Raw genomic sequence first — 17,115 nt, forward strand, 5'->3', positions numbered from 1 at the left:
TGCCGTCCCGCGCGGACTCGTGGCTGCCTCCTGCGCCGCTCACGGGCGCCCCCGGGTTAGGGTGCCGAGATGCCGCATGACCCGGTGCAGGGACGGGACCGCAGGGGCAGGACGCCGACGCTCGACCTGGAGACGCTGCCGCGCGACGTGCGCTCCGCGGTGGAGGCGATGGTCGCCGGGACGGAGGTGACGCTCCGTGCCGGTGGGCGCGAGCTCGGTGTACTCGCCTTCCGGCCGAGCGTGCTCGAGGGAACGGTCGTGGCCTCACCTCAGGCCGGAGCGGAACCGACTGGCACCGGGCGGGTTCCCGACGGGGTGACCGTCGTGGCCACGGCGACGAAGCTGTCCGACGCGGCGCGTCGCCGGCTCTCCGACGAGCTGGGCCCCGACTACATCGTTCTCGACCTGCTCAAGGCGCCACCGACGGCCGACGTGCTGCTGACCCATCCCGTGAGTCCCCAGCTGCTCGGGTCGCTGCGCGGCATGTTCCCCGACGCACGCATCATCGTCACCGAGATCGAGGACGAGGAGCTCGGGGTGAGCCAGCCCGGACCGGTGAGCCGCCTGCTCGACGCCGGTGCCTGCGCGTACCTGCCGCCGCGACCGCTGCGTGAGGTGGCCGCGAGCATGCACGCCTACCTCACCGGTTCGGGAGCCCCCCAGCTCACGGCAGGTGACGGCGTCACCGACCCGGCCGGTCTTCTCCCGGCGGCCCCCGCTGACCGGGCACGCTGAGGACACCACCCTCACAAAGTGGCCGCCGACGGCCGACCTCGGGGTCACGCCTCGACGCAGAACTCGTTGCCCTCCGGGTCGGCCAGCACCACGACGTCGCCGTCCGCGCCGGTCACGGTCGCGCCCAGCGCGACGAGCCGCTGCACCTCGGTCTCGACCGGCCCGACCGCCCGGAGGTCGAAGTGCTGGCGGTTCTTGGCCGTCTTCGGCTCGGGGACGGGTTGGAACCACAGGGTCGGACCGCCCCAGCCGGCCGGCTCGACCCAGGCACGGCGCTCCGTGCTGTCCTCGTCGACGCTGGAGCCGAGGGCCGCCGCCCAGAAGGCCGCCAGCGCGAGGGGGTCGGAGCAGTCGAACGTCACGGACTTGACGAAGGAGACCATGGCGGGGACCTACCCGCGGGCGCGGGTCTCCCGACCGGAGAGCCGCCGAGGCGTGGGTCAGCGCCCGCTGCGCCCCCAGCGCTTGAGGCGCAGGGAGTTGCTGACGACGAGCACCGACGACAGGGCCATGGTGGCCCCGGCGATCATCGGGTTGAGCAGCCCGAACGCCGCGAGCGGGATGGCGGCGGTGTTGTAGCCGAACGCCCAGGCGAGGTTCTGCTTGATGATGCGCAGGGTCTCGCGCGAGAGGCCGATGGCGTCACCGACGGCGTCGAGGTCCGAGCGCACGAGCACGATGTCCGCCGAGTCCATGGCGACGTCGGTGCCCGAGCCCATCGCGAGGCCGAGGTCGGCCTGGGCGAGCGCGGCGGCGTCGTTGACGCCGTCGCCGACCATGGCGACGACGCGGCCGGACTGCTGCAGCTGCGTGACGACCTCGTGCTTCTGTGCCGGCATCACCTCGGCGCGCACGTTCGCCTCGTCGATGCCGACCTGCTCGGCGACGCTGCGGGCGTTGGACAGGCTGTCGCCCGTGAGCAGGTAGGGCGTGAGCCCGAGTGCACGCAGACGCTCGATGGCGGCCTTGGACGAGTCGCGCACGGTGTCCTCCACCGTGAGGGCGGCCTGGGCCACACCGTCCCAGCCGACGAAGACGGTCGTGCCTGCGTTGTCGCGGGCGTGCTCGAGCAGCTCGGGGTCGACGCTCTCGAAGAGGACCGCCTTGCCGACCGTGACCTCGGTGTCCTTGATGCGGGCGGTCGCGCCCTCACCCGGGTTCGCCTCGAAGTCGTGGATGCGGGGGAGCTCGAGCCTGGCCAGCCGGGCGCCCTCGACGACGGCGCGCGCGATCGGGTGCTCGCTGCCCTGCTCGACGGCCGCCGCCGCGGTGAGCGCAGCCTTCTTCGACAGCTTGCCGCGCACCATGATGCTGCGCAGCCGCAGCTCGCCGGTCGTGATGGTGCCGGTCTTGTCGAGGACGACGGTGTCGACGCGGCGGGTGTCCTCGAGCACCTGCGGACCCTTGATCAGGGTGCCGAGCTGGGCGCCCCGGCCCGTGCCGACGAGCAGCGCCGTGGGAGTGGCGAGGCCGAGGGCGCAGGGGCAGGCGATGATCAGGACGGTGACGGCGACGGCGAGCGCAGTGCCCACGTCGTGGCCCGTCGCGAGCCAGCCCACGAAGGTGACGACGGCGAGGACGAGCACGGCGGGCACGAAGACCGCCGAGACCCGGTCGGCCAGCCGCTGCACGTCGGCCTTGCCGGTCTGCGCGCTCTCGACGAGTCGCTGGATGCCCGCCAACATGGTGTCGGCCCCGACCCTGCGGGCCTCGACGACGATGCGTCCGGTGCTGTTGACCGAGCCGCCCGTGACCTCGTCACCCGCGGAGACGTCTACCGGGGTCGACTCGCCGGTGACGAGGCTCGCGTCGACGGCGCTCGAGCCCTCGAGGACCACCCCGTCGGTGGCGACCTTCTCACCCGGTCTCACGATGAAGTGGTCGCCGACCACGAGCTCGTCCACGGGGATACGGACCTCGCCGGTGACCCTCGTCTGCGGGTCGATGCGCAGCACCGACACGTCCTTGGCGCCGAGGTCGAGCAGGGAGCGCAGGGCGTCCCGTCCCGAGTCCTTGGCACGTGCCTCGAGGAAGCGGCCGGTGAGCAGGAACGTCGTCACGACGGCGGCGACCTCGAAGTAGAGGTGCATCCCGCCCTGGAACAGCTCGACGACGGAGTAGCCCCACGCGGCCAGTACTCCCAGGGACACGAGGGTGTCCATGGTGGAGGCGAGGTGTCGCGCGTTGACCGCGGCCGCGCGGTGGAAGGGCCACGCGCACCAGAAGACGACGGGGGTGGCCAGGACGAACTGGAGCCACGGGCTGGCGCCGAACTCGGGCAGAACCATGGCCAGGAGCAGCACCGGGATCGTCAGTGCGACGGCGGTGACGAGCCGGGGCTTGAGGACGTTCTGGGCCGGGGTGTGGTCGAGGTGGCTCTCGCCGTGACCGGCGCCGTGGTCCTGACCGTGGTCGTGGTCCGCACCCGAGGGGTGCGCGCCCCGCGCCGCGGTCCGTTCCTTGCGCCGCTCCAGCTCCTGGGCGCGCAGCTTCTCGAGCAACGCCCCGGCCCCCGGCTTGGCCGAGCTACCCGAGCCGCCCGAGCTGCCCGAGCCGCCCGAGGCGCCGGAGCTGCTGGGGCCGCCCGAGCCGTCGATGACGGTGGCGCCGTAGCCGGTCTTCTTCACCTCGGCGAGGATCTGATCGACCGTGACCGGCGCCGTGAAGGAGACCAGCGCCTTCTCCGTCGCGAGGTTGACGGTGGCCGACTCGACCCCGGCGACCTTGGAGAGCTTGCGCTCGATCCGGGCCGAGCACGAGGCGCAGGTCATGCCGGTGATGGCGAGGCGCACCTCGTCGGGGGTCCGCTCGCCGGTCGTCACCGGTGCCTGGCCGGTGCTCATCGGAGGCTGTAGCCCGCCTCGGCGACGGCGGACGCGACGGCGGCCGGGTCGAGGGGGGCCTCGCTGGTGATGGTGACGGGCGAGTCCTCGCCCGGGTGCAGGTCGACCGCGACCGCGACGACGCCCGGCAGGGAGGAGAGCTCCTCACTGACGGCGGCGGTGCAGTGACCGCACGTCATACCGGCGACGGTGATCTCGGTCTGGGTCGTCTCGCTCATCGGGTGCCTCCTCGGGCGTCGGGGTTCTGGGGGGTCTGGGTGGCGGGCCTCAGGGGCGGTGGCTCAGCTGCGCACGAGCCGGGCGATGGCGTCGGACGCCTCGCGGACCTTCTGGGCCGCAGCCTCGTCGGACTCGCGCGCGGCGTCGACGACGCAGTGGGCGACGTGGTCCTCGAGCAGGCCGAGGCTCACCGCCTGCAGGGCCTTCGTGATGGCGCTGACCTGCGTCAGGATGTCGATGCAGTAGGTGTCGGTGTCGACCATCTTCTGCACGCCGCGGACCTGGCCCTCGATGCGGCGCAGCCGCTTCAGGTAGTCGTCCTTGCTGCCGGTGTATCCAGCCATGGCACCTCCTCGTCGTCGACAGCAGCATACCCCCACAGGGTATTTCCACAACTACCGGGAAGGGTGGTCGCCGGCCCTCGCGAGCCACTCCTTCGCGAGTCGCCGCGGCGCCCTCTGCAGCCAGGCGTCGGTCACGACCTCACGCAGCTCCTCCGCGGTCAGCCGGCCGAGGTCGCGCTCGAGGAGGAGCACTGCGTCGTAGCCGTTCCAGTGCGGCGTCGTGAACCAGGGCGAGTCGGGGTCACCGACCATCGCCTCCTTGTCCTCGGCTGTGCACCGGAACACGAGGACGTCGTCGTACGGCTCCCCGGTCCGGGGGTCGTACGCGTCCTTCCGGGGTCCGCGGGCGAAGGCGAAGGCCTTGCCGCGCACGGAGAAGGCGGGCCGCCCCCCGGTCTCCGGCTCACGCACCACCTCGGGCAGCGCGAGGGCCGCCTCCTCGATGTCGGCGAGCGTGGCCGGGCGTGGGCGGGACATGGCCCCCCACGCTACCGGCGCAACCCGTCGCGGCGGATGCCGTCAGCCCAGGTAGTCCTCGACGAGCCGGCTCGCGAGGGCGGTGTAGGTCTGCGGCGTCAGGGCCACGAACCGGGCCTCGACGTCGGCCGGCAGGCCCAGGCCGCGGACGAACTCGCGCAGGTCGTCGCCGTCGATGCGTCGGCCCCGGGTCAGCTCCTTGAGGCGCTCGTAGGGCTCCTCCATGCCGGGGACGCCCTGGGCGCCGAGAGCCCGCATCGCCGACTGGATCGGCTCGCCGAGCACCTCCCAGTTGGCCTCGAGGTCGGCCGCCATCCGCTCGGGCACGGCGTCGAGCCCGGCGAGGCCGCGCGAGACGTTGTCGAGCGCGAGGAGGCTGTGGCCGAACGCCGTGCCGATGTTGCGCTGCATGCTCGAGTCGGTGAGGTCGCGCTGGAGGCGGCTCTGCACGAGCGTGCCGCCGAGCACGTCGAGCAGGGCGTTGCTCACCTCGAGGTTGGCCTCGGCGTTCTCGAAGCGGATCGGGTTGACCTTGTGCGGCATCGTGCTCGACCCGACGGTGCCCTGGCCGCGCACCTGGGCGAAGTAGCCCATCGAGATATAGGTCCACACGTCGGTGCAGAGGTTGTGCAGGATGCGGTTGAAGCGCGCGACGTCCGCATAGAGCTCGGCCTGCCAGTCGTGGCTCTCGATCTGCGTCGTCAGCGGGTTCCACGTCAGGCCCAGGCCCTCGACGAACGCGCGCGACACGGCAGGCCAGTCGACGTCGGGCAGGGCGAGCGCGTGCGCGCCGTACGTGCCGGTGGCGCCGTTGAACTTGCCGAGGTACTCCTGCCTCTCGATGCGGCGCAGCTGCCGGCCGAGGCGGTGCGCGAGGACGGCGAGCTCCTTGCCCATCGTCGTCGGCGTCGCCGGCTGGCCGTGGGTGTGCGCGAGCAGCGGCACGTCCTTGAGCTCGCGGGCCATGTCGGAGACCTGGGCGACGAGTGCCTGCGCCTTGGGCAGCCACACCTGCTCGACCGCGCCCTTGACCATGAGGGCGTAGGAGAGGTTGTTGATGTCCTCGCTCGTGCAGCCGAAGTGGATGAGCTCGGCGAGGCCCTTGTCCTCCTCGGCCGGGGCGATGACGGTCAGACGCTTCTTGAGGAAGTACTCGACCGCCTTGACGTCGTGGACCGTGACCCGCTCGATCTCGCCGAGCTCGGCGACCTCGTCGGTGCCGAAGTCGTCGACGACCTTCCGCAGCGCGGCCACCTCCCGGTCGCTCAGCTTGCGCACGCCGGGCACGACGCCATTGCTCGTCTGGTGCACGAGCCACTCGATCTCCACGTGCACCCGCTGCCGGTTGAGGGCCGCCTCCGAGAGGTGGTCGACGAGCGGCGCGACGGCGCCGCGGTAGCGCCCGTCGAGCGCCCCGAGCGCGATGGGCGGGGTTGCGTCAGCAAGCGATGCCATGGCGCCATCCTCCCAGAGCACAGCCAGTGCTTCGTATGCCGTCCGGCGCGGTGGCGACGCCCACGTCGAGCCGGGCGGGCGGCATACGCCCTCGGTCAGCCAGCGGGAGCGGCGGCCGGCTGCAGGAGGGAGAACGTCTCGCCCTGCGGCCCGGCGACCACCGCCACCCGCCCGTAGCGGCTGTCGAAGGGCTGCTGCACGACCGTGCCACCCAGGCGCGCGACCTGCTCGGACGCCGCGTCGCAGTCGGCGACGGCGAAGTACGCCATCCAGTGCGACCGCACGTCAGCGGGCGCCTGCGCCGGGATGGCGCCGATGCCCGCGACGGGCCGGTCGCCGTCGAGCGTCGCGACGGCGTAGGAGAACCCCGCGTCGCCGATCTCCTGCAGCCGGTAGCCGAGGACGCCGGAGTAGAAGGCCTTGCTCGCCGCGTAGTCGCGGCTCATCGACTCGGCCCAGACGAGCGTGCCGGGCTCGTCGACGAGGTCCGCGCCGGTGTGCTCCCGGGCCTGCCACAGGCCGTACGCGGCCCCGGCCGGGTCGGCGCCCACGGCGATCCGCCCGACCTCGAGCACGTCCATCGGCTCGAGGAAGAAGACGCCGCCGGCGGTGCGGGCGCGCTCGGCGGTCTCGTCGACGTCGTCGGTGGCGAGGTAGACGGTCCAGGCGTTGGCCTGGCTCGGGTCGTCCGGGTTCTTGGCCATCGCCCCCGCGACGGCGTGACCGTCCTTGCGCGCCATGACGTAGCCGCCGGCCTCGGGCGGCAGGTCCTCGAACGTCCAGCCGAAGAGGCTGCCGTAGAAGTCGCGGGCGCGGTCGAGGTCGTCGACCATGACGTCGGCCCAGCACGGCGTGCCGGGTTCGAAGCTCTCCTCGTGGACGGGCATCGGTCCTCCTGATGGTGAGCCGGCGGCGCCGACGCGATGGGTGGTGGGGTGTCGTGGGTCAGTCGAGGTCGGGGACCAGGAGCGAGAAGACCTCGCCCTCCGGCCCGGCGAGCACCGCGCCGAAGCCGTACGGCCCGTCGAACGGCTCCTGCAGCACGACCCCGCCGAGGTCGACGGCACGCGCGACGTCGGAGACCAGGTCGTGCGTGGCGAACGAGACGACCCAGTGCGACGGGATCTCGGGCGGCCACTCACCGTCGATCTCGGCGAGGCCGTATGCCGGGTTGCCGTCCTCGGTGCGGGCCGTCGCCCACCGCGGGCCGCCGGGCTCGGTCTCGTCGGTGAACGCGTGGCCGAAGACCCGCAGGTGGAAGGCCTGCACGGCGTCGTAGTCGCGGGTCAGCAGCTCGTTCCACGTCAGCGAGCCGGGCTCGTCGAGGACGCCGCTGCCGAGCAGGTCGGCCGGCTCCCACACCCCGAAGTGCGACCCGCCGGGGTCGACCGCGATGAGCGTGCGCGCCAGCGCGCCGATCGCGACCGGCCGCCCCAGGGTGCGGCCGCCGTAGGCGTTGATGGCCCGGGCGGCGACCGCGAGGTCGCCGACGCGAAGGTAGGTCGTCCACTGGCTGGGGACGGGAGCGTTCGAGGGGCGGCGGCTCAGGCCCGCGACCGGCTGCCCGTCGAGCAGCGCCATCGTGTAGCCGCCGGTGGCCGGGTCGCCGACCAGCCACTGCCAGCCGAACAGACCGCCGTAGAACGCCTTGGCCCGTGCCACATCACTGGCGAGCAGGTCGACCCAGCACGGGGAGCCGTAGGGGTAGTCGGGCACGGTGACGTCGAGGCCTCACATCGGGTCAGGGCCGTTCCCAGTCCACCCTGTCGCGAAGGCGGCCGGCCAGCCGGCCGTCCAGCTGGTCCCTGACGTGCGAAAGGATGCCACGGCAGGCGGCCTCCACCTCCGCGAAACACCGGGCGAAGTGGGCGTCGTCGCCGTACCAGGGGTCGTCGGTCTCGAGCGTCCCGGCGGCGAGGGCCTCGGGGTCGAACTCGCGGACCAGTCTGATCTTGGTGCGGTCGTCGGGGGTCCGAGCCAGGCGGCGCAGGGTCCGCACGTGCCCGGCGTCGGAGGCGAGCACGAGGTCGACGTCGTCGAACTCCTCCGGGTCGAACTCCCGGGCCCGGTGCCGGGAGGCGTCGTAGCCGTGCGCGGCGAGGACGGCGACGGTGCGGGGGTCGGCCTGCTCGCCGACGTGCCAGTCGCCGGTGCCGCTCGAGGAGACCCGCACGTGGTCCCCGAGGCCGGCATCCTCGACCATGCTCTGCAGGATGATGTGCCCCATCGGGGACCTGCAGATGTTGCCGCTGCACACGAAGGTGACGTGGAATGGGCGCGGCGACATGATCTCCATTCAACACCCCATATCGGGCAGCGAGACCGGAAGCGCAGAACTGATACGGGTGGATTGTCGGGGCCGACCGTCGGGTCGGTTGTCGGTGGTCGCTGCCACGGTGTGCGGCATGACGACGACACAGCCGCTGACCGTCGGGGCGGGCTCCCCGGAGGACCTCGAGCCGGCCTTCGCCGCAGCCGTGCGCGCCGGCGACCTCGACGGCATCGTGGGGCTGTATGCCGCCGACGCCGTCGTGAGCCTGCCGCGCGGTCGCGAGGCCGCCGGCCACGCCGCGATCCGCGAGGCCTTCGCCGCAGCGCTGGCCGCCGGTGCCTTGGAGGTGGGCGCCGCGAGGGTCCGGGCAGTCGTCAACGGCGACCTCGCCATGACCACGGCGGCCCTCGGCGACGGCAGGGTCCACACCCAGGTGGCACGCCGCACCGCCGCCGGCCGCTGGCTGTGGGTGCGCGACGGTTCGCGGCTGCGTGAGACCGACGCCTGCCTCCCCGCGCTCGCGCGTGACCTCGTGGCGTAGTTTCACTCCGTGACCGACGCATCCTCAGCCCCCGGCGTCGCTGTCGGTGAGGCCGAGACGGCGCGTCGCTCGCACTTCGTCGACCTGACGCCGCTGCGCCGGAGCCCGGCCTTCGCCCGGCTCTGGGCCGGCAACACCCTCGCCGGCATCGGCACCTTCGTCACCAACACGGCCGTCGGGCTGCACATCTACGACCTGACGCACTCGACCTTCATGGTCTCGCTCGTCGCCTGGTTCTCGCTGCTGCCGATGGTCGTCGCCGGCCTCTACGGTGGCGCGATCGCCGACCGCTTCGACCGCCGCTCGGTGGCTCTGGCCGCGAGCACCGTGGCGTGGGGCTCCACCGTGACCCTGGCGACCATCGCCTGGGCGCAGGTCCACGTGGTCTGGGCCTTCTACGTCATCACCACGGTCAACGCCGTCGCGGCCACGATCGCCTCGGCCACGCGCCAGGCCATCACGCCGCGGCTGCTGCCACCGGAGCTTCTCCCCAAGGCGGCCGCCCTGATGGGCATCTCCGGCGGGGTCATGGTGACGGTCGGGCCGGGGGTCGCCGGCGTGCTCGTCGCGCGCGCCGGCTACGCGTGGACCTACACCGTCGACGTCGTGCTCTTCTTCGCCGGGTTCTTCGGGCTCTGGACGCTGCCGCGCATCCGGCCCGAGGGGGAGGTGCCGGCCACCGGAGGGTTCCGGTCGGTCGTCGACGGCCTCGCCCACCTGCGACGCGCACCCAACGTGCGGATGAGCTTCGTCGTCGACATCATCGCGATGACCTTCGGGCAGCCCATGGTGCTGTTTCCCGCCGTGGGGGCGGTCGTCATCGGTGGCGGCCCGGTCACGGCCGGCATCCTGCTGGCCGCCTTCGCCGTCGGCGGCATCGTCTCGAGCCTCTTCTCCGGGCGCGTCACCGGGCTGCGCCGGCAGGGGCTCGCCATCCGCAACGCCATCGTCTCCTACGGCCTGGGCATCCTCGGCTTCGGCGTGGTGCTGGCCGTGACCGAGCTCGGCGGCCACGCCGTCGAGTCCATGGACTTCGCGGCGGTCAACCGCTGGGCACTCGCCCTCGCGGCCCTCTTCCTCGCCGTCGCCGGCGGGTCCGACAACATCAGCGCCATCTTCCGTCAGGCGATCCTGCAGTCGGCCGTGCCCGACCACCTGCGCGGCCGCACCCAGGGGGTCTTCACCGTCGTCGTGACCGGCGGCCCCCGGCTGGGTCAGATGTTCGCCGGCACGCTGGCGACCGTCGCCGCCACCTGGGTGCCCTCCGTCGTGGGCGGTGCGCTGGTCGTGGTCCTCGTCGTGGTCACCGTGGCACGGGTCCCGTCGTTCCGTGACTACGACGCCCTGGACCCGCAGCCGTGACCCGTCCGGGTCCTCCGGCGGGAGCCTGCGAGGATGCGGGACGTGAGCTCGACGAGGTGGTCAGGCGTGGGAGACGCGTACGCACGGTCCTTCGCATCGCTCTGCGAGGGCACGGTCGAGCTGCTCCTCGACCGGACGCGCGGCACGGACCACCTCGACGTCGGCTGCGGGGCCGGCACGCTCGCCCGGGCCGCCGCTGAGCGCGGCCGCCGGGTCCTGGCCGTGGACCCCGACACCGACATGACCGGGCTGACCCGCGCGGCGACGGAGGGACTCGACGTCAGGGTCGCCGAGGCGTCGCTGCCGGCGCTCGGCCTGCCGGACGCTGCGTACGACGCCGTCACGGCGAACTTCGTGGTCAACCACGTGCCCGACCCGAGGGCCGCGGTGCGCGAGCTGGCCCGCGTCGCGCGGCCCGGCGCGCCGGTGGCCGTGACCTCGTGGACCAACGGGCCGACGCTGCAGGCCCGGCTGTTCCGCGACTCCTTCGCCGCCGCGGGCGCGGTCGCCGTCCCCGGCCAGCGCCTGCCGGCGCACCTCGACTACGAACGGTCCGTCGACGGCGTCGCGGGCCTGCTCACCGAGGCGGGCCTCACCGTCACCGCGTCCGGAGAGCACCGCTGGGACTGGCGCGTGTCCTGGGAGGACCTCTGGGCCGGCATCAGCGGCGGCGTCGGGGGAGTCGGCGAGACCTACCTCGCACAGACCGACGAGGTGCGCGCCGACCTCGAGCGCGAGCTGCGCGCCCGCTGCGCCGAGCACGAGACCGGTGGGGTGGTCACGATGCCGAGCGTCGCGGCGTGGGCGGTCGCGGCGCGGTGAGGCTGGGCGCGGCCCACCGGCGCTGACCGCCGAGGCACGCCCGGTGCGCCGCCTCGGGCCCGGTCAGGCGTCGGGGTAGCCCTGCGGGTTGGCGCTCTGCCACCGCCACGTGTCGACGCACATGTCGTCGACCGTGCGGGTCGCACGCCAGCCCAGCTCCTGGTTGGCCTTGGTGGGGTCGGCGAACGAGACGGCGACGTCACCGGCACGACGCGGCACCACCCGGTAGGGCAGCTCGCGACCCACGGCCCGCTCGAAGGCGTGGAGCATCTCGAGCACCGTGGTGCCCTGCCCGGTCCCGAGGTTCCACACCCCGACCGGCTCGTCCATCGTCTCGAGCCTCGCGAGGGCCGCGAGGTGCCCGGCCGCGAGGTCCTCGACGTGGATGTAGTCGCGAGCGCCCGTGCCGTCCTTGGTCGGGTAGTCGTCGCCGTAGACCTGGAGGTACTCGCGGCGGCCGACCGCGACCTGGGAGATGTAGGGCACGAGGTTGTTCGGGATGCCCTGGGGGTCCTCGCCCATCGTGCCGCTGGCATGGGCTCCGACCGGGTTGAAGTAGCGCAGCAGGGCGAAGCGCATCCGCGGGTGTGCCTGCGCGACGTCCCGCAGGATCTGCTCCTGCATCACCTTGGTCCAGCCGTAGGGGTTCGTCGCGGACGTCGGGCGGTCCTCGGTGGCCGCCTCCTGGTCGGTGCCGTAGACCGTCGCGGACGAGCTGAAGACGAGCTTGTCGACCCCGTGGCGCTGCATCGCCCGCACGAGCGAGAAGGTCGAGCCGAGGTTGTTCTCGTAGTACTCGAGCGGCTTCTCGACGCTCTCCCCGACGGCCTTGAGCCCGGCGAAGTGGATGACGGCGTCGATCTTCTCGTGCGTGAAGAGCTGTTCGGTCTTGTCGCGGTCGGTCAGGTCGAAGGCATGGACCGGCACGTGGGTGCCGGTGAGGGCCTCGAGGCGGTTGACGACCGTCGGCTTGCTGTTGGCGAAGTTGTCGACGATGAGCACGTCGTGCCCCGCCGCGACGAGCTGGACGACGGTGTGGGAGCCGATGTAGCCGGCTCCACCGCTCACGAGTACGCGCATGGCGCCACCCTACCCACCCTCACGAGGGCGCCCGAGGAGGCCGGTCAGACGACGCTGAGCCCGGCGATCGCGATGCCGTAGAGCGCGAGCGGCAGGGCGACGAGGAGGCCCGAGACGGCATACATGCCGGCCGCGACGACAGGGACGGGGAGCCCGGCGATGTGCTGCGCGTCGAGCAGCCCGATGCGGGCGGTCGCGACCCGGGTGCCGCCGCCCATCGCCATCGAGCCGGTGGGCCTCGACCCGCCGGCCATGGCGACGATGGCCCGCCCGGTGCTGACGGGTCCGGCGCGGCGCACGGCGGCGCGGTCGGCCAGGACCTCGATGAGCAGGTGCACCTCGACCAGTGCGGCGTCGCACCGGAGGAACCCTGGCATCGCCTCGTGCACGACGGTGAAGAACTCCATGACGAGGTCGTGCCGGGCGGCGAGGTGTGCCCGTTCGTGAGCGAGGACGGCGGACAGCTCGTCGGGCTGCAGGCGCTCGAGGGTGCCCTGGGTCAGGACGACGCGACGGCGTACGCCGGGGACGCAGTAGGCCGTCGGGGTGGTGTGCTCGAGCACGCGCATGTGCCGGTCGGGCCCCTCGCCGGGGACGCCGAGCAGGTCGACGAGGTCCCGGTGGCGACGACGCGCCGAGCGCAGGCCCCGGCCGACGCGGTCGGCCGACAGCAGCAGCCGCACGGCCACCATGCCGCTGAGCGCGGCGGCGACGACGAGCACCGGCCACTGCTCGGCCAGGCGCACCTGCCGACCGACCACCGCGGGGATGGCGGCCGGCGCTGCCAGCAGGGCGGCGAGCACGGCCGCGACAGCGCTCGACTGCCAGAGCACGAGCGCTGCCCGAGGGGCGCGTCGCAGCGCCGTCGCGCGGGCGAGCGCGCGCGGCACGGGCCACGCGAGCACGACGGCGAGGACGACCAAGGACGCGACGATCAGCACGGGATCAGTGTGGAGGGCCGGTGAGGTCCGTGGAGGCGGTTCGCGTGTCAGCCGGCGAGGTCGGGGCGGCGTGCCTCGAGCTCGGCGAGCGCGGCCTTGAGCTCGTCGATCTCCTCGGGGGTCGACTCGTCGAGGAAGTGCAGCAGCGCCGTGCGGCGCTTGTCGCCGGCGAGCTCGCCGAGGGTGTGGTGCAGCGACTCGGAGGTGAGCTCGGCCCGGGTGGAGGCGGCGGTGTAGCGCCAGGCACGGCCGTCGCGCTCGCGCTTGACGAGGTCCTTCTTGGCCATCCGGTCGAGGACCGTCATGAGGGTCGTGTAGGCGAGGCCGCGCTCGACGCCGATGGCGTCGTGGACCTCGCGGACGGTGCGGCCCTCGGGGTGGGCCTCGGCGGTGGTCCAGAGCTCTTCCATGACGGCGCGCTCGAGGTCGCCGAGTCGGTTGCGGGGAGTCGTGGGCATGGCAGTTCCTATCTACCGACGAGGAGGGTCGGGGTGGTGCGTGTCGGGGCGGGGGTGGTCCGCTCCAGGGGCCGTCGGCGCGACCGCGGTCAGGGACATCGTGCCCGACGGACGGCGGATCTCGAAGACCCGGTCGAAGAGGTCGGCGCCGTCGTCGCGGTGGGTGACCATGACGACCGTCGGGCCGGGGCTGTCGGGGGTGTCACCCGCGTCGCCGGCCGTGTCGTCGGGCGGGTGGGTCAGGTCCCGGACCACCGCCCGCGCCGTGGGCGGGTCGAGGTGGGCGACCGGCTCGTCGAGGAGCACGACAGGCCGTGCGCTCGCGTGCGCGCGGGCGATGCCCAGCCGTGCCCGCTCGCCGCCGGAGAGGCCGCGGCCGCCGGCGCCGAGGGTCGTGTCGAGGCCGTCGGGCAGCCCCTCGAGCAGGTCGGCGAGCCCCGCAGCGCGCACCGCCCGCTCGAGCTCGGCGTCGTCGGCGTCCGGGCGGGCGAGTGACAGGTTGTTGCGCAGCGTCGTGGCGAAGACGTGGGTCTCGTCGTCGACCACCGCGATGCGCGAGCGGGCCTCCTCGAGCGGCTGGTCGAGCACGTCGGCGCCGCCGAGGCGGTAGCTGCCCCCGGTCGGGTCGAGGTGCCGGGCGAGGACCGCGAGCAGCGTCGACTTGCCGCTGCCGTTCGGGCCGGTGATCGCGAGCCGGCTGCCGGCGGGGACGTCGAGGTCGGTCGGGGCGAGGTCGGTGCGTCCGCCGGTCCACGACGCCGTCAGGGCCCGGGTCTCGATGTCGCTGCCGAGGACGTCACCGCTTGCGTATGCCGTCTGCTCGGGACTGGCACCGCCGGTGCCCTCGTGCGCGTGGCCCGAATCGTGGCCGGAGGCGTCGGCCACGGCCGGCGCGAGGTCCAGCAGGGCGGCGAGCCGGCGCTCGCTGCCGCGGGCGCGAGCCAGGGCCCGCATGGCGTCGACGAGTGGGGTGATCGCCTCGGACACCGCGACCGGTGTGAGGACGAGCAGCGCCTTGACCGGCGTCGAGACCGTGAGTCCCTGGGCGATGGAGGCGGTCAGGGCGACGGCCGTGCCGACGGCGACCAGGAAGAGCGATGCGGCCGCGGCGCGCCCGGCGCTGATCCGGCGGGTCGCCCGGTCGAGCGCGGCGTGCGCGTCGTCGAGCCAGCTAAGGGCCGTGTCCCACCCGCCGACGGCGCGCAGCTCGGAGGCCTGGCTGGCCATGAGCTCGCTGACGCGCGTCACCTCGGCGCGGGCGCTGAGCAGGTCGGGCAGGGACCGCGCCTCGAGCCGGGCCGCGAGGGCGCTGACGAGGCAGACGGCGACGCCGAGCCCGAGCATGACGAGCCCGACCGGGAGGGCGAGCGCCATGGTGAGGGCGATGACGATGCCGCCGGCGACGGCGGTCGAGATGACGGGCACCGTGACCCGCACCTGCGCGTCGACGACGTCGGTGAGGTCGTCGACGACGCCGGTCAGCACGTCCGAGCGGCGGCGGCGCCCGAGCCGAGCGGGCGTGAGCGGGATGAGCGCCTCGTAGGCGGTGGTGCGGCGCTCGGCGAGCATCGCCAGAGCGGCGTCGTGGCTGGTGAGGCGCTCCCAGTAGCGGAAGAGCGGCCGGGCCATGCCGAAGGCTCGCACGGCGACGATGGCGGTCAGCAGGGTGAGGATCACCGGGCGCTCCGCGGCGCGGACGATGAGCCAGCCGGAGGTCGCCGTGAGGGCCATGCCGCAGGCGGTGGCGACGCCGCCGAGCAGGCCGCCGCGCACGGTCCCGGCGGAGGGCCACCAGACGCGTCGCCGGATGACGCCGGTTCGAGGTGAGGGCGAGGTGTGCTGCGGCTGCGGCGTCCCCTCGAACGCGGTCGTGGCACTCATCGGTCGGTCCCCTCTCGGACGGTTCGAGGTGATCCCGAGTGGGTCCCTTGCATCGGGATCACCTCGAACCGCGAGTCGGCGGCGAGATCGGGGGCGGCGAGGACGAGGTGGTGGTCGGCGTGGGCGAGCAGCTCGTCCCGGTGGGTGACGGCGATGACGACCCGGCGCTCCGCCAGCTCGGCGACGAGCGCGGCCACCTGCTCGGCGCCCTCCGGGTCGAGGTGGGCGGTGGGCTCGTCGAGGAGCAGCACGGTCTCCGGGGCGAGCCAGGCCCGGGCGAGGGCGAGGCGCTGTCGCTGGCCCGCGGACAGGCCGAAGCCGTCGTCGCCCAGGTCGGCCGAGAGCCCACCGGGCAGCGCGGCCACGACCCCGTCGACCTCGACCGCCCGCAGGGCCTCCCACAGCTGGTCGTCGGTGGCCGGGTGGCCGATGGTCAGGGCGGCGCGCACCGATCCGGTGGCGAGGAACGGCCGTTGCGTCACGTAGTGCGAGGCGGGTGCCTCGACGGTGCCGGAGGTCGCGCGGCGCAGCCCAGCCACGAGGTCGAGCAGCGTCGACTTGCCGACGCCTGAGGGGCCGGTGACCACGGTGAGCCCGGGACCGGTCACGAGGTCGAGCTCACGGATGACGGGAGCGGGTGACCCGGCATACGCGTAGGTGACGCCGGCGAGGCGCACCTCGCCGAGGCACTCGCTCATGCCTGCGTTCGCGGAGGTGGTGGCGGGGGAGGGTTCGAGCTGGGCGAGGATGGCGTCGAGGGCCACGGCGCCGTCGGCCGCCGCGTGGTACTCGGCGCCCACCCGGCGCACCGGCCAGTAGGCCTCGGGGGCGAGCAGGATCGCGACGAGCCCGGGGCCCAGCGCCATCGAGCCGGTCGAGAGGCGCAGGCCCACGGTGACCGCGACGATGGCGACCGAGATCGTCGCGAGCAGCTCGAGCGCCGCGGACGAGAGGAACGCGATGCGCAGCGTCTCCATCGTGGCGCGCCGGTGCCGGTCGCTGACCTCGCGGACCGTCGCGGCCTGGCGCCGGGCCCGGCCGTAGGTGACGAGGGTCGGCAGGCCGCGGACCACGTCGAGGAAGTGTCCCGAGAGCGCTGCCAGGGCGGTCCACCGGCGCTCGGTGGAGGTGGCCGTCGCCTTGCCGATGAGCGCGGCGAAGACCGGCAGCAGCGGCAGGGTCAGCACGACGACGACGGCGCTCGGCCAGTCGACGACGACGAGCGTGCCGATGGCGAGGGCGGGCACGACGGCGGCGGTCACGAGGGTCGGCAGGTAGCGGGCGGCATACGGCTCCACCGCTGCGGTGCCGGCGGTGGCGAGGGAGACGGCGGCGCCGGGCTCGAGGCGCGAGTCGGCGTCGGTGCTGCCCCACTGGCGCAGCAGCGCCGCCCGCAGCGCGGACGACACCGAGACGCCCGACCAGGCGGCGACCCGCTCGGTGACGGCCGCGAGCACGGCGCGTACGCCGAAGAGCCCGAGCAGCCAGCCGAGCGCGGTGCCGAGGTCCGAGCCGTCGACGACGCCGACGACGACCGCCGACAGCGCGAAGGCGGTGGCGATCGTCGCGACCCCGGTGGCGATGCCGGTCGCGGCCAGGACGGCGACCGGCCTCCGGGCGGCGGGTACCGCCCGGAGGAGTCGCGGGTCGAAGGGCTTCACGTGAGTCGGGCTCTCTTCACGGTC

Annotated in this window: 18 protein-coding genes; 4 read left to right on the plus strand and 14 right to left on the minus strand. The window is 73.6% G+C overall.

The features are described 5' to 3' along the window. Positions 1-69 precede the first annotated feature (69 nt). Positions 70-735, plus strand: coding sequence for a hypothetical protein (locus tag ABD241_RS17730; RefSeq protein WP_344065799.1), 666 nt, complete (start codon positions 70-72; stop codon positions 733-735). 44 nt (positions 736-779) lie between these two features. Here the strand turns inward: ABD241_RS17730 and ABD241_RS17735 are convergent, their stop codons facing one another. The 9 genes from ABD241_RS17735 to ABD241_RS17775 all read right to left on the minus strand — a co-directional run bounded on the left by ABD241_RS17735 (position 780) and on the right by ABD241_RS17775 (position 8,360). Further along, positions 780-1,118: a VOC family protein gene (locus tag ABD241_RS17735; RefSeq protein ID WP_344065804.1), complete on the minus strand. Its 339-nt coding sequence runs from the start codon at positions 1,116-1,118 to the stop codon at positions 780-782. 57 nt (positions 1,119-1,175) lie between these two features. Further along, entirely contained in the window at positions 1,176-3,578 is a 2,403-nt protein-coding gene (locus ABD241_RS17740) for a heavy metal translocating P-type ATPase (protein WP_344065807.1), read from the minus strand. Further along, positions 3,575-3,796 carry a heavy-metal-associated domain-containing protein gene (locus ABD241_RS17745; protein ID WP_344065809.1) on the minus strand — a complete coding sequence of 74 codons (222 nt, stop codon included), beginning with the start codon at positions 3,794-3,796 and terminating at the stop codon, positions 3,575-3,577. The genes ABD241_RS17740 and ABD241_RS17745 overlap by 4 nt, the downstream gene beginning before the upstream one ends. Before the next feature lie 63 nt (positions 3,797-3,859). Continuing rightward, on the minus strand, positions 3,860-4,141 hold the full coding sequence (locus ABD241_RS17750; RefSeq protein WP_142181852.1) for a metal-sensing transcriptional repressor: 282 nt from the start codon (positions 4,139-4,141) through the stop codon (positions 3,860-3,862). A 51-nt stretch (positions 4,142-4,192) separates the two neighbouring features. Next, entirely contained in the window at positions 4,193-4,618 is a 426-nt protein-coding gene (locus tag ABD241_RS17755; RefSeq protein ID WP_344065816.1) for an MmcQ/YjbR family DNA-binding protein, read from the minus strand. Between the two features lie 42 nt (positions 4,619-4,660). Continuing rightward, a complete protein-coding gene (purB, locus tag ABD241_RS17760; protein WP_344065819.1) occupies positions 4,661-6,073 on the minus strand; it encodes an adenylosuccinate lyase in 1,413 nt (470 codons plus the stop codon). Between the two features lie 95 nt (positions 6,074-6,168). Continuing rightward, positions 6,169-6,960, minus strand: coding sequence for a VOC family protein (locus ABD241_RS17765; RefSeq protein WP_344065822.1), 792 nt, complete (start codon positions 6,958-6,960; stop codon positions 6,169-6,171). Positions 6,961-7,018: 58 nt separating this feature from the next. Then, positions 7,019-7,789 carry a VOC family protein gene (locus tag ABD241_RS17770; protein WP_344065825.1) on the minus strand — a complete coding sequence of 257 codons (771 nt, stop codon included), beginning with the start codon at positions 7,787-7,789 and terminating at the stop codon, positions 7,019-7,021. 25 nt (positions 7,790-7,814) lie between these two features. Next, a complete protein-coding gene (locus ABD241_RS17775; protein WP_344065828.1) occupies positions 7,815-8,360 on the minus strand; it encodes a low molecular weight protein-tyrosine-phosphatase in 546 nt (181 codons plus the stop codon). A 118-nt stretch (positions 8,361-8,478) separates the two neighbouring features. Here ABD241_RS17775 and ABD241_RS17780 point away from each other — a divergent pair, with 118 nt between their 5' ends. The 3 genes from ABD241_RS17780 (at position 8,479) to ABD241_RS17790 (ending at position 11,070) form a co-directional block, all read left to right on the plus strand. Then, positions 8,479-8,886 carry a YybH family protein gene (locus ABD241_RS17780; protein ID WP_344065831.1) on the plus strand — a complete coding sequence of 136 codons (408 nt, stop codon included), beginning with the start codon at positions 8,479-8,481 and terminating at the stop codon, positions 8,884-8,886. Positions 8,887-8,895: 9 nt separating this feature from the next. After that, positions 8,896-10,248 carry an MFS transporter gene (locus ABD241_RS17785; RefSeq protein ID WP_344065833.1) on the plus strand — a complete coding sequence of 451 codons (1,353 nt, stop codon included), beginning with the start codon at positions 8,896-8,898 and terminating at the stop codon, positions 10,246-10,248. A 66-nt stretch (positions 10,249-10,314) separates the two neighbouring features. Further along, complete coding sequence (locus ABD241_RS17790; protein WP_344065836.1) at positions 10,315-11,070, plus strand: class I SAM-dependent methyltransferase; 756 nt, start codon at positions 10,315-10,317, stop codon at positions 11,068-11,070. Positions 11,071-11,133: 63 nt separating this feature from the next. Here ABD241_RS17790 and galE read toward each other — a convergent pair whose 3' ends face one another. Genes galE through cydD form a run of 5 tightly spaced genes read right to left on the minus strand, consistent with a single transcriptional unit; the run spans position 11,134 to position 17,091 of the window. Next, on the minus strand, positions 11,134-12,150 hold the full coding sequence (gene galE, locus ABD241_RS17795) for a UDP-glucose 4-epimerase GalE (RefSeq protein WP_344065839.1): 1,017 nt from the start codon (positions 12,148-12,150) through the stop codon (positions 11,134-11,136). Positions 12,151-12,194: 44 nt separating this feature from the next. Further along, positions 12,195-13,091 carry a M56 family metallopeptidase gene (locus tag ABD241_RS17800; RefSeq protein WP_344065842.1) on the minus strand — a complete coding sequence of 299 codons (897 nt, stop codon included), beginning with the start codon at positions 13,089-13,091 and terminating at the stop codon, positions 12,195-12,197. A 47-nt stretch (positions 13,092-13,138) separates the two neighbouring features. Beyond that, the gene (locus tag ABD241_RS17805; protein WP_344065844.1) at positions 13,139-13,549 is read right to left on the minus strand and encodes a BlaI/MecI/CopY family transcriptional regulator; all 411 of its coding nucleotides are present in this window, start codon (positions 13,547-13,549) and stop codon (positions 13,139-13,141) included. A gap of 12 nt (positions 13,550-13,561) precedes the next feature. Beyond that, positions 13,562-15,430 carry a thiol reductant ABC exporter subunit CydC gene (cydC, locus tag ABD241_RS17810; RefSeq protein ID WP_344065846.1) on the minus strand — a complete coding sequence of 623 codons (1,869 nt, stop codon included), beginning with the start codon at positions 15,428-15,430 and terminating at the stop codon, positions 13,562-13,564. Continuing rightward, positions 15,427-17,091, minus strand: a complete 1,665-nt coding sequence (gene cydD, locus ABD241_RS17815) for a thiol reductant ABC exporter subunit CydD (protein ID WP_344065850.1) — start codon at positions 17,089-17,091, stop codon at positions 15,427-15,429. Before cydD ends, cydC begins: the two co-directional genes overlap by 4 nt. Positions 17,092-17,115: the final 24 nt, after the last annotated feature.

It is taken from the genome of Terrabacter lapilli (assembly GCF_039531305.1).
Lineage (GTDB): Bacteria > Actinomycetota > Actinomycetes > Actinomycetales > Dermatophilaceae > Terrabacter > Terrabacter lapilli.